Raw genomic sequence first — 11,603 nt, forward strand, 5'->3', positions numbered from 1 at the left:
CGTTTCCCTGCACAAAAGCACCCCCACCCCTCGACCCCGGGTAATAGTGCAAGCCTCCATGGTAGTTGCTTAGGATTGCACAGGTTCTGGAGGCATAGGGCCGGGAGGTTTTTCTGTAGGGAAAGCCTCTCGGCCCTGGGCCTATACGCCATTAGCCGCTGACAGTGTCTTCATCCCCCGCCGGTAAAGCAGGTACGCCATGATGCCGGCCATCAGGTTGCCCACCAGGGCGCCGGTCATCAGGCCGGTTAGGCCGCCAAGCTGGCCGCCCAGCCAGAGCATGGGCAGGTAGCAGGCGAACAGTCGCAGGGTGGAGATCAGCAGTGCCCGCATGGGCAGCCCCAGAGCGTTGTTGACCGACACCATCAGCATGCACACCCCCAGGCCACTGTAACTGAGCGGCACCCGCAGCAGGTAGTCCCCCAGCACATCACTGACCTGACGGTCGGCAGTGAATAGCTCGGACACCAGCCCCGAGGTGGTCAGCCACAGCAGGGCAATGGCCAGTTGCCAGATCACGATAAAGCGCACCGCCAGCCGCACCAGCTTGCGGATGGTGCCAATATCGCCCTGGCCCAGCAGTCGTCCCACCATGGGCGGCATGGACATGGTGAGGGCCAGCACCACCACGATGGAGAAGAACTCCAGCCGGGTACCCAGCCCCCAGGCCGCGACCGCTGCCGAGCCGAAGCCCGCCACCAGGGCAGTGGCCAGCATGGCGGAGACCGGCGGCATCAACTGGCTGACCATGGCGGGGGCCATGATGCTGCCGAGCTGGCGAATGGACTGGCCCAGTTCCAGCCGGGCCAGGTCAAAGGCGATCCAGCCCCGCCGGAACAGGGCCGGGTAGATCACCAGGCAGCCGACGCCAAAGGAGGTGATGGTGGCCAGCGGCGCGCCGGGCAACCCCCAGCCGAAGACAAAGATATAGAGCGGATCCAGGGCGATGTTCAGCAGGCTGGCGGCCATCATCATCAGCCCGGGCAGCTTGGTATCACCGTGGGAGCGGCAGATGCTGTAGCCGAAATACAGCACGGCGCCGGTCCAGGCGGCCACCAGCCAGGGCATCCAGTACAGGCGGATCATCGGCAGCAGTGACGTTTCGGCCCCCAGCAGGGTCATGATGGTGTCGCGCAGCAGCCACAGGCCCAGCGCCAGCAGGCACACCAGCGTGGCACCGGTGGTGACCACCAGTCCGGCCAGGCGCACGGCCCGCTGTTCGTCCCCGGCCCCCAGCGTACGGGAAATAATGGCGGTGGTGGCAATGCCCAGGCCCACCTGCAGGCCGGTAATGAGCTGCTGCATGGGGACGGTGAAACCCAGGGCGGCGAGGGGGTCCCGGCCCAGTTGGCCGATAAAGATACTGTCAGCCAACTGGAAAGACATCAGGGACAGGACCCCGAACAGCATCGGCCAGGTCATGGAGAATAGCTGGCGGGGCAGGCTGCTGTTGGACAGATCTGGGTCGGTCACGGGCTTCCGTTACGTCGTTGGCTGTTGGAGTCGGAAAGGATGGATTCTAGCAGCCCTGGTAGGGCGTGGATGTCCGCAATCGCCCATAGCGGAAGAGGCGACCACTGGTGGGTCGCCTTTTCAACGGGGACATGGCGGCGAAAGGCTACTTCTTCTGGTCGGCCCAGTAGGGCTCCCGCAGTTCCCGCTTGAGCACCTTGCCGATGGTGGAGCGGGGCAGCTCGTCCCGGAATTCCACCGCCGCCAGCCGTTGGGTCTTGCCCAGCTTCTCGTTGGCGAAGGCCAGGATATCGTCCTCGGAGGCGGTTTCGCCGGCCCGGCGCACCACCAGTCCCAGCGGGGTTTCACCCCAGTGCTCGCTGGGGATGCCGATCACGGCTACATCCGCCACCGCCGGGTGTTCCAGCAGTACCTTCTCCAGGTCCACGGCGTAGATGTTGAAACCGCCGGAGATGATCATGTCCTTGCGGCGGTCGAGGATATAAAGGAAGCCGTCCTCGTCCAGACGCCCCATATCGCCACTGCGATAGAACACCAGGCCCTCGGGGCTGGTCCACAGCATCTCGTTGGTCTGCTGTTCCCGGTGATAGTAGCCGCGCATCATGGAGATGGCCCGACCGACGATCTCACCGATTTCACCCTGGGGCAGTTCGTTGCCGTGGTCGTCGATGATGCGGACTTCCGAACCCTCGGTCGGTACCCCCACGGAATCCCACTTGGTGGGGTTGGCGCCGCAATCCAGGCTGGTGGAGATGCCCCCCTCGGTGAGGCCATAGACTTCGCGGATGTTACCGGGCCAGCGTTCCATGGCTTCGGCAATCACGTCGGAGCGCAGGGGCGCACTGGTGCACAGTTTGAGCTTGAAGCTGGACAGGTCGAAGCGGTCGAAATCCGGCTCGGCCATGATACGGCTGTACTGTACCGGCACCAGCATGGCGTGGGTCACCTGGTGTTCCTCCGCCAGTTCCAGGAAGCGGTGGGCGTTGAACTTGCCCATCAGCACCAGGGTGCCGCCGTGGAACAGGGTGGGCAGGGCGGATACCAGCGTGGTGTTGGAGTATAGTGGCGTGGACACCAGGTTGATGGCGTCGCCGTCCAGCCCGAACCGGGACAGGCGGTCGAACTGCCGCTGGCGGAAGCGGTAGTCGTGAAGTATACCTTTGGGAGTCCCGGTGGTGCCGGAGCTGTAGATGATGTTGAACGGGTCGTCCGGCGTCACCTCGGCCGGGTTCGCGGTATCGGCGGTGTCGCCAAGCCAGGCGTCCAGGTCCAGCCCGCTGTCCACCTCGCTGGTGTCGAGGCCGATCCGTTGGGCCGGCTGCACCCGGTCAAGATCGTCACGGATCTCGTTGAACAGGGGCAGGTTCTTCTCGGAGACAAACAGGAAGCGGCTGTCGCAGTCCTTCACCATCAGCGCGAGCGCCTCGCCGCTGGCCATGCCGGACAGGGGTACCATGCAGCCGCCGGCAATCAGCGTGCCCAGGTAGAGGCACATATAGTTGTTGCTGTTCTCGGACAGGCCGGCCACGGTGTCGCCGGTCTGCAGGCCGTCCTCCCGGAGGCGGTTGGCGATGCGGTTGGCACGGCTCAGCATTTCGGACCAGGTAAGCGTCCCATTTTCATCGGTGATGGCGGGCTTTTCACCCTGGGAACGGGCGAATCCCTGGATGTGATGGCCGATGGGGTCCATGGTTTCCTGGTCGATCGCTGGAGCGTAATTCGGCATCGCCGCAACGGTTTGTCTCATTTTGGGGGCCTCAATCGTTGTTGTGTTTTGACTAGTGAAATTTATTTTCGAATATATTGACTCAAAACTGGAAGCCGTGACAAATTAAACGCCCTGTTTGGCCATTTGAAAAGCACCCTAACGAATTTCGGGGCTTTGTCCCACGCAGTTCCTTCGGAACAATGCATTCCGAATCAAGCTGATAAGCACCAAAACCTACAACGACAAAAGCCTGAGAGTCTGAAACGTGTTACCGCGCAGGCTCCCGTGCAAGGTTAAAGGAGCATAGTCTATGATGCGTTTCACTGAGCAGGTTGCCATTGTCACCGGCGCCGGCAGTGGTATCGGTCGCGCCACCGCCCTGAGGCTCGCCGGCGAGGGCGCCACGGTCGTCCTGGCGGACTGGTCCGAGGAAGGCCTGCTGGAAACCGCCGCGCAAATGCCCCCCGAAGCAACCCACATCGAACGCAAGCTGGATGTGTCCGACGAGGATGCTGTCAAGACGCTGGTGTCCGAGGTGGTGGCACAGTTCGGCCAGGTCGATATCCTGGTGAACAACGCCGGTATCTCCGGTGGTAACTACCCGCCCGTCACCGAGAACGAGAAAGCGGACTGGGAGAAGATCCTGGGTGTTAACCTGATCGGCGCCATGCTGATGATCAAGCACGTGGCGCCCCATATGCAGGCGCGCCAGCAGGGTGCCATCGTCAATACCGCTTCCGTGGCCGGCATCCGTTCCGGCGCTGGCGGCAACCCCTACAGCGCGTCCAAGGCCGGCGTGATCAACCTGACCCAGACCGCGGCCTGTGATCTGGGTGGCTTCAATGTCCGCGTGAACGCCGTCTGCCCGGGACTGGTGGAAACCGGCATGACCAAGGCCGTGTTCGATTACGCCCGTGCCAATGAAAAAGAGCACAAGCTGGGCACCCGCTGTGAACTGCGCCGCTACGGCAAGCCGGAAGAACTGGCGGCGGCCATCTGTTTCCTGGCGTCCGACGACGCCAGCTACATCACCGGGCAGGCCCTGCCCGTGGATGGCGGTAATACCGCCTCACTGAACATGCCTGGAATGAAAGTGTAATGAGTGAAGCACAACAGAACCTCCACATCAGCGGTGGCAAGGATCTGCCCGGTTTTCACAACCTGCTGGGGTATCGACAGGTGTCCTGGGAAGAGGACAAGGCTGTTATTGCGCTGGACCTGGAGCCCAGACACCTGAACCTGGGCGGGGTGATCCATGGGGGCGTACTCTCGTCCCTGCTCGATATCGTGCTGGCTGAGGCCGGCACCTACTGCCCGTACCCTGGTCGCATGCGCAAGGCCATCACCCTGACTCTGACTACCACGTTTACCGGCCAGTGTTCTGGTGGCACCATTACCGCCACTGGCATCAAGCGTGCCGGCGGTACCAGAATCTTCAACAGCACCGGCGAGATCCACGATGACAAGGGCAACCTGCTTGCCATTGCCGAAGGTACGTTCAGGATTCGATCCGGCAGCGAGAACCCCGAGGGCGTTCCCATCTGAAGGCGTCCCTGCAACCAATAAAAGAGAGGCACAACGATGTTGTACGAACCGTCTGAGCGAGCGAAAAAGCTGCAGAAAGAACTCCTGGAGTTCATGGATCAGTACATCTATCCGAACGAGCACAAGCACCACGAGCAGATCGACAACGCCGAGAACCGCTGGGCGCCGACCCCGATCATGGAAGAACTCAAGGCCAAGGCCAAGAGCGCCGGCCTGTGGAACCTGTTCCTGCCGGAAAGCGAGCGTGGCGCCGGCCTGACCAACCTGGAATACGCCCACCTGTGCGAGATCATGGGCCGTTCCCACATGGCGCCGGAAGTGTTCAACTGCTCCGCGCCGGATACCGGCAACATGGAAACCATTGAGCGTTACGGTTCCGAGGAACATAAAGAGAAGTGGCTCAAGCCGCTGCTGGAAGGTGAGATCCGTTCCTGCTTCTCCATGACGGAGCCGGACGTGGCTTCATCGGACGCCACCAACATCGGTACCGAGATTCGCCGCGAGGGCGATGAGTACGTGATCAACGGCAAGAAGTGGTGGTCCTCCGGTGCCATGACCACCACCACCAAGATTGCCATCGTCATGGGCAAGACCGATCCCACCGCCGAGAAGCACAAGCAGCAGTCCATGATCCTGGTGCCGCTGGACGCCCCGGGTGTGGAAATGGTGCGCCCGCTGACCGTATTCGGTTACGACCACGCCCCCCACGGCCACGCCGAGGTGCACTACAACAATGTGCGGGTGCCGGCGTCGAACATCCTGCTGGGTGAAGGCCGTGGTTTCGAGATTGCCCAGGGTCGCCTTGGGCCGGGCCGTATCCACCACTGCATGCGCACCATCGGGGTCGCCGAGCGTGCCCTTGAGGCCATGTGCGAACGTGCCAATGCCCGTGAAGCCTTCGGTCGCCCGCTGGTGGAATTTGACTCCATCCGCAAGGATATCGCCCGCTCCCGTCTCGAGATTGAGCAGGCCCGCCTGATGACCCTGAAGGCCGCGCATATGATGGACACCGTGGGGAACAAGGTGGCCCGTCAGGAAATCGCCATGATCAAGGTGATTGCCCCGAGCATGGCCCTGAAGGTACTGGATCGTGCCATCCAGGTTCACGGTGGTGCCGGCGTCAGCCAGGATACCTTCCTGGCCGCAGCATACGCCAGCGTGCGTACCCTGCGCCTGGCCGATGGTCCGGACGAGGTTCACCTGGATTCCATCGCCAAGCTGGAACTGAAGAACTACCCGCGTACCCACTGAGCCAGGAGCCGAAACATGAGCGATTCATTGTTTGATATGACCGGCAAGGTGGCCCTGATCACCGGGTCCACCAAGGGCATCGGCCGGTCCATCGCCGAGGAAATGGCCCGCCAGGGCGCCAGGGTGGTGATTTCCAGCCGCAAGGCCGACGTCTGTGAGCAGGTGGCCGGTGAGCTGAAGGCGGAAGGCTTTGAAGCCATTGCCATCCCCTGCCATGTGGGCAAGAAGGACCAGCTCCAGAACCTGGTGGACAAGACCATCGAAGCCTGGGGCAAGATCGACGTACTGGTGTGCAATGCCGCCACTAACCCGGTGTATGGCACCACGGCCGAGATGACCGACGAGGCCTGGGACAAGATCATGGAAACCAACGTCAAGGGTACCTTCTGGCTCGCCAACATGGTGCTGCCGGGTATGGCCGAGCGTGGCGAGGGGGCCGTGGTACTGCTGTCCTCCATTGCCGGCATCCGCGGCAATACCACCATCGGCACCTATGGCGTGTCCAAGGCGGCGGAAGCGGCCCTGGCCCGCAACCTGGCGGTGGAGTGGGGGCCGAAGGGCATCCGCATCAACAGTATCGCCCCGGGCATCGTGAAGACCGACTTCGCCAAGGCCCTGTGGGAAGACCCGGTGCGGATCAAGCGTGCCGAAGAGAAGACTCCGCTGCGTCGCATCGGCGACCCGGTGGACATCGCCGGTCTGGCGGTGTTCCTGTCCACCAAGGCCAGCGCCTACATCACCGGTCAGGTGATTGTGGCGGACGGCGGCGAAACCATTAGCTGAGGTTACTATGAGTACTGGACCTAACCTGGTAGACGTCCTCGACGCGCACCGGTTTGATGAGGCAGCCCTGCTGACGTGGCTGCAGAAGGAAATTCCCGATTTTGGTGACGACCTGCAGGTCAAGCAGTTCCAGGGTGGGCAGTCCAACCCCACCTTCATGCTGACCTCTGGTGGCAACCGCTACGTGCTGCGCAAGAAGCCGCCCGGAAAGACCCTGCCCTCCGCCCATATGGTGGAGCGGGAGTACAAGGTGATCCGCGCCCTGTCCGACAACACCGACGTGCCCGTGCCCAAGGCCCGGGTACTGTGCGAGGACAGCGACCTGATCGGTACGCCGTTCTACGTCATGGACTTTATGGAAGGCCGTGTGCTGAGCCACCCGGCCCTGCCGGACCTGGACAAGGCGGAACGTCGCCCGGTCCATGAGGCGGCCATCGACACCATGGCGAAGATGCATGCGGTGGACGTGAACAAGGTCGGCCTGGGGGATTTCGGTCGCCCGGAAGGCTATGTTGCCCGTCAGGTGGCCCGCTGGTCCAAGCAGTATGAGGCCTCCAAGACCGACGATATGCCGGCCATGGACAACCTGATGAAGTGGCTGCCGGAAAACCTGCCCAGGAATGACGAGTGCGCCATCGCCCATGGTGACTATCGCCTGGGCAACCTGATGCTGGCCCCGGACAAACCGGAAGTGATTGCCATCCTGGACTGGGAACTGTCTACGCTGGGCCACCCGCTGGCGGACCTGGCCTATTACTGCCTGCCCTACCACCTGAGTTCCGGGTTCGAAGGCATGCGCGGCGTTGTGGGTGAAGATCTCGGCGAGATCGGCATCCCCACCGAGCAGGAAACCATCGAGCGCTACTGCAAGGCGTCCGGCCGCGACAGCATCGACGACTGGCACGTGTTCGTGTCCTTCTCCCTGTTCCGCCTGGCGGCGATCGTGCAGGGGGTCTATGCCCGGGCGCTGGCGGGCAACGCCAGCAACGCCGATGCCCTGGAAGTGGGCAAGCGTGCCAGCATCCTGGCGGAAGCCGGCTGGTCCGTGGCCCAGAAGGGCAGTAAGGGAATCAGTGTATGAGCCAGCCGACCGCAGCGGACCCCATGGTCCGCCGCATCCTGATTACCAACGATGACGGCGTGGCCGCCCCGGGGCTGAAGATCCTGGTGGACATTGCCCGCCGTCTGGCGGAGGAAGTCTGGATCGTCGCGCCGGAGCATGATCGCAGCGGCGCGGGCCAGAGTATTTCCCTGCACGATCCGTTGCGGGTATACCACCATGGTGAGCGGCATTACGCCGTGTCCGGTACACCCGCCGACTGCGTGCTCTATGCCCTGGCGGAATGGTTCGGCGAGACACCGCCGGACCTGGTGCTGTCGGGCATCAATGCCGGGGGCAATATTGGCGACTCGGTACAGTATTCCGGCACCGTCGGTGCCGTGTTGAGCGCTGAGCACCTGGGTATTCCCGCTATTGCCCTGAGTCAGGCCTTCCTGAACCGTGACGAGATCGACTGGTCACCGGTTACCGAGTTGGGTGAGGCGGCCATTCGTGCCCTGTGGCCCACTGCGACCGAGAGCAAGTGCTGCTGGAACGTGAATTTCCCCGCCTGTTCCGTGGATCAGGTGGGAGCCATGGAGTATGCCGCGCAGTCGGCCGGGTCCATTGCCCGGCCGCGACTGCTGCCGGGGCAGGACAGCCGTGGCCTGTCATACTGGTGGCTGGGTTTTGACCGGCATACCGATCACCAGGTGCCGGATGATGCCGACGTAGCGGTACTGAGGCGTCGGGGCGTGTCGGCATCGCCATTGCGGGGGGAGCATCGGCTGCCCGGTAACCAGGCCACCGTTCCCCTGCGGAAAACATGACAGAACCGCCCTCTGGGTTGGCCGGTAACCGGCCCGCCGGGCGGTTGCAGTCTGCAAGTGATTTAACGGGAGAGTACCGAATGTTTACAAGACACCACAAGGTCTGGCCCAGAGAGCTGCCCAAGACCATGACCCTGCCGCAAACCAGTCTGTTTACCAACCTGGAGATTTCGGCGCTGCGGTATCCGGACCATACCGCCATCATCTATTACGATACCAAGATCACCTACCAGGAACTGCTGGACGAGGTGGAGTCCCTGGCCGGCTGGCTACAGGAGAACGGGGTCAGCAAGGGTGACCGGGTGCTCCTGTACATGCAGAACTCTCCCCAGTATGTCATTGGCTACTACGCTATCCTGCGTGCCGATGCCGTGGTGATTCCGGTCAACCCCATGAACCGGGCTTCGGAACTGGAACACTACATCTCCGATACCAAGGCCACGGTGTGCCTGGCGGGTATGGAACTGGCGGGCTTTATCGCGCCGCTGGTGGGCAAGACCTACCTGGAGCGGGTGGTGGTGGCTGCTTATGGCACCTACGTGCGCGAACCCACCGACCTGGCACTGCCCGCCGAGGTGGCGGCCGACCCCAAACCCCTGGATGGCCCCGGGCTGCTGTCCTGGGAAGATGCCCTGAATGCCGGACACGAGCCTGGCCGGCATACCGCCGGGCCGGATGACCTGGCCGTTATCCCCTACAGTTCCGGCACCACCGGTCAGCCCAAGGGGTGCATGCACGTCCATCGGGGGCCCATGGCCACCGCTGTCCACCGGGCGTTCTGGAACATCAGCAATACCGACTCGGTACAACTGTGCACCCTGCCGTTCTTCCATGTGACCGGTATGACCGGTTCCATGAACAGCCCGATCTACTCCGGTTCCACCATGGTGATCATGACCCGTTGGGACCGCGAAGTGGCCGGCAGGCTGATCGAGCGTTACAGGGTCACCGGCTGGACCAACATCGTCACCATGGCGGTGGATTTCCTCTCCAACCCGGAGCTGGAGAAGTACGATATCAGCTCGCTGGTGACCATCGGCGGTGGCGGCGCGGCCATGCCGGAGGCCGTCGCAGGCAAGCTGAAGAAGCTGACCGGCCTGGACTATGTCGAGGGCTACGGCCTGTCCGAAACCATGGCTGCGACCCACATCAATCCGCCCAACAACCCCAGGGCCCAGTGCCTGGGTATCCCGGTGTTTGATGTGGACTCCCGCATCATTGATGTGGAAACCCTGGAAGAGAAGGGGCCGGGCGAAGTGGGCGAGATCGTCTCCAACGGACCCCAGGTGACCGTGGGTTACTGGAACCGGCCGGCGGAAACCGAAGCCGCCTTTGTCGAGATCGATGGCAAACCGTTCTTCCGCACCGGAGACCTGGCCTACTACGATGAGGACGGGTACTTCTACATGGTTGACCGGGTCAAGCGGATGATCAACGCCTCCGGCTTCAAGGTCTGGCCGTCGGAAGTGGAAAGCATGATGTACCAGCATCCCGCCATCCACGAGGTCTGCATTATCTCCACGCCTCACGAGAAGCGCGGCGAAACCGTCAAGGCGGTGGTGGTGCTGGCGCCGGACGGGGACGGCAGCACCAGCGAGGAAGACATTATCGCCTGGTGTCGGGAACAAATGGCCGCCTACAAGGTCCCCTCCGTTGTGGAGTTTGTTGATGAGCTGCCGAAATCCCCCACCGGCAAGCTTATGTGGCGAGCCCTGCAGGATGAGGAGTGGAAGAAGCAGGGCTGATGTGAGTGCCTCGTCTGGTCAGCATGTCAGCCAGACGACACATCGATGACCACCCCACCGGCCAGCATGGCTGGTGGGGTGCCTGACCCGATATCGGATCTGCGCCTATCATGGAGCGATTCGAGAACCTGCCAGAATTTCATTTTCATCATTGAAAATACCAATTAGGTTCGCATAGCGAAATCGCATTCTGTCTATTGACAGTATATGCGTGCAGTGTACTCTTGTGCATCGGCGTGAGGCATTCTGCCAATACGTCTAAAAAAGAAAATCAATAAAGCGGAAAACAAAACCCAATAACATCAATGACAGTTGCGGTAACGGCAACTCTACAAAAACAACGTCGCCACGGGAGGGGCCGGTTTGACTATATTTCTCCAACAGGTTTTTAACGGGTTGACCCTAGGTAGTGTCTACGGCCTCGTAGCGCTCGGTCTGACCCTTGTTTACGGGATTCTCCACATCCCGAACTTCGCACATGGTGCGCTCTACATGGTAGGGGCATTCATATCCTTCTATGTGATGCAGGATCTGGGCTTTAATTACTGGGTCGCTATGGGCGGCGCCGCTGTGGTCGTTGCTGTTATAGCAATCCTGTGTGAACGCCTGGTCTTCCATCCCCTGAGGCATGCCCCACCGATCCATGACAAGATCGCCGCCATCGGTATCCTGCTCTTCCTTGAAGCCGCTGTACATGCGATCTGGGGTTCCCAGCCAGTCCGGATGCAAACGCCTTTCCCCGGCGTGGTCAACATTGGCGGCGTATTCATGCGCGAACAGGCGATCGTCATTATCATTGCAGCCGCCGTGCTGGTTACCGCTCTGACGATCTTCCTGCGTAAGACCATGGTGGGTGCCACAATCATTGCGATGGCACAGAACCGTGAAGGGGCATTCCTCGTCGGTATCGATGCCAACCGGGTGGCCATGATGACATTTGCCATCTCCGGGATTCTCGCCGCAGTTGCCGCAACGCTCTTTGCCCCGATGACCCTGGTAAGCCCGATGATGGGCCACATCGTCATCATGAAAGCCTTCGTGATCATTATCCTCGGCGGCATGGGCAGCATTCCGGGCGCCATCGTCGGGGGTATGATTATCGGCATGGCGGAAGCGCTGGGCGGTTTCTACGTCTCCGATTCCTACAAGGACGTGATCGCCTTCAGTTTGCTGGTCATTATTCTGTCTGTTCGTCCACAAGGTTTGTTTGCTAAGGGGGCACACTGATC

General features: G+C 61.6%; 10 protein-coding genes. 8 read left to right on the top strand and 2 right to left on the bottom strand.

Annotated features, from left to right (window positions below; translation table 11 throughout):
- Positions 1-141: 141 nt before the first annotated feature.
- Positions 142-1,422, bottom strand: a complete 1,281-nt coding sequence (locus ACJO3T_RS18485; protein WP_406979461.1) for an MATE family efflux transporter — start codon at positions 1,420-1,422, stop codon at positions 142-144.
- Positions 1,423-1,618: 196 nt separating this feature from the next.
- Positions 1,619-3,220 (bottom strand): class I adenylate-forming enzyme family protein, encoded by a 1,602-nt coding sequence (locus ACJO3T_RS18490; RefSeq protein WP_406979449.1) that lies wholly within the window; start codon positions 3,218-3,220, stop codon positions 1,619-1,621.
- Positions 3,221-3,491: 271 nt separating this feature from the next.
- Here ACJO3T_RS18490 and ACJO3T_RS18495 point away from each other — a divergent pair, with 271 nt between their 5' ends.
- The 8 genes from ACJO3T_RS18495 (at position 3,492) to ACJO3T_RS18530 (ending at position 11,601) form a co-directional block, all read left to right on the top strand.
- The gene (locus tag ACJO3T_RS18495) at positions 3,492-4,280 is read left to right on the top strand and encodes an SDR family NAD(P)-dependent oxidoreductase (protein ID WP_406965227.1); all 789 of its coding nucleotides are present in this window, start codon (positions 3,492-3,494) and stop codon (positions 4,278-4,280) included.
- On the top strand, positions 4,280-4,726 hold the full coding sequence (locus tag ACJO3T_RS18500) for a PaaI family thioesterase (RefSeq protein ID WP_328187877.1): 447 nt from the start codon (positions 4,280-4,282) through the stop codon (positions 4,724-4,726). The genes ACJO3T_RS18495 and ACJO3T_RS18500 overlap by 1 nt, the downstream gene beginning before the upstream one ends.
- Positions 4,727-4,762: 36 nt before the next feature.
- Entirely contained in the window at positions 4,763-5,977 is a 1,215-nt protein-coding gene (locus tag ACJO3T_RS18505) for an acyl-CoA dehydrogenase family protein (protein ID WP_406965229.1), read from the top strand.
- A 15-nt stretch (positions 5,978-5,992) separates the two neighbouring features.
- Positions 5,993-6,760, top strand: a complete 768-nt coding sequence (locus ACJO3T_RS18510; RefSeq protein ID WP_406965230.1) for an SDR family NAD(P)-dependent oxidoreductase — start codon at positions 5,993-5,995, stop codon at positions 6,758-6,760.
- Positions 6,761-6,767: 7 nt separating this feature from the next.
- Positions 6,768-7,841, top strand: coding sequence for a phosphotransferase (locus ACJO3T_RS18515; protein ID WP_406965231.1), 1,074 nt, complete (start codon positions 6,768-6,770; stop codon positions 7,839-7,841).
- Positions 7,838-8,629, top strand: coding sequence for a 5'/3'-nucleotidase SurE (gene surE, locus ACJO3T_RS18520; RefSeq protein WP_406965232.1), 792 nt, complete (start codon positions 7,838-7,840; stop codon positions 8,627-8,629). The genes ACJO3T_RS18515 and surE overlap by 4 nt, the downstream gene beginning before the upstream one ends.
- Positions 8,630-8,709: 80 nt before the next feature.
- Entirely contained in the window at positions 8,710-10,374 is a 1,665-nt protein-coding gene (locus ACJO3T_RS18525; protein ID WP_406965234.1) for a long-chain fatty acid--CoA ligase, read from the top strand.
- 363 nt (positions 10,375-10,737) lie between these two features.
- The gene (locus tag ACJO3T_RS18530) at positions 10,738-11,601 is read left to right on the top strand and encodes a branched-chain amino acid ABC transporter permease (protein WP_406965235.1); all 864 of its coding nucleotides are present in this window, start codon (positions 10,738-10,740) and stop codon (positions 11,599-11,601) included.
- Positions 11,602-11,603: the final 2 nt, after the last annotated feature.

The organism is Marinobacter shunpengi (assembly GCF_045449715.1).
In the GTDB taxonomy this organism is placed as follows: domain Bacteria; phylum Pseudomonadota; class Gammaproteobacteria; order Pseudomonadales; family Oleiphilaceae; genus Marinobacter.

What these genes read in the sequence shown, in the direction of transcription:
- ACJO3T_RS18485 (WP_406979461.1), bottom strand. Translation starts at nt 1,422, where the DNA reads ATGACCTGGCCGATGCTGTTCGGGGTCCTGTCCCTGATGTCTTTCCAG.
- ACJO3T_RS18490 (WP_406979449.1), bottom strand. Translation starts at nt 3,220, where the DNA reads ATGAGACAAACCGTTGCGGCGATGCCGAATTACGCTCCAGCGATCGAC.
- ACJO3T_RS18495 (WP_406965227.1), top strand. Translation starts at nt 3,492, where the DNA reads ATGATGCGTTTCACTGAGCAGGTTGCCATTGTCACCGGCGCCGGCAGT.
- ACJO3T_RS18500 (WP_328187877.1), top strand. Translation starts at nt 4,280, where the DNA reads ATGAGTGAAGCACAACAGAACCTCCACATCAGCGGTGGCAAGGATCTG.
- ACJO3T_RS18505 (WP_406965229.1), top strand. Translation starts at nt 4,763, where the DNA reads ATGTTGTACGAACCGTCTGAGCGAGCGAAAAAGCTGCAGAAAGAACTC.
- ACJO3T_RS18510 (WP_406965230.1), top strand. Translation starts at nt 5,993, where the DNA reads ATGAGCGATTCATTGTTTGATATGACCGGCAAGGTGGCCCTGATCACC.
- ACJO3T_RS18515 (WP_406965231.1), top strand. Translation starts at nt 6,768, where the DNA reads ATGAGTACTGGACCTAACCTGGTAGACGTCCTCGACGCGCACCGGTTT.
- surE (WP_406965232.1), top strand. Translation starts at nt 7,838, where the DNA reads ATGAGCCAGCCGACCGCAGCGGACCCCATGGTCCGCCGCATCCTGATT.
- ACJO3T_RS18525 (WP_406965234.1), top strand. Translation starts at nt 8,710, where the DNA reads ATGTTTACAAGACACCACAAGGTCTGGCCCAGAGAGCTGCCCAAGACC.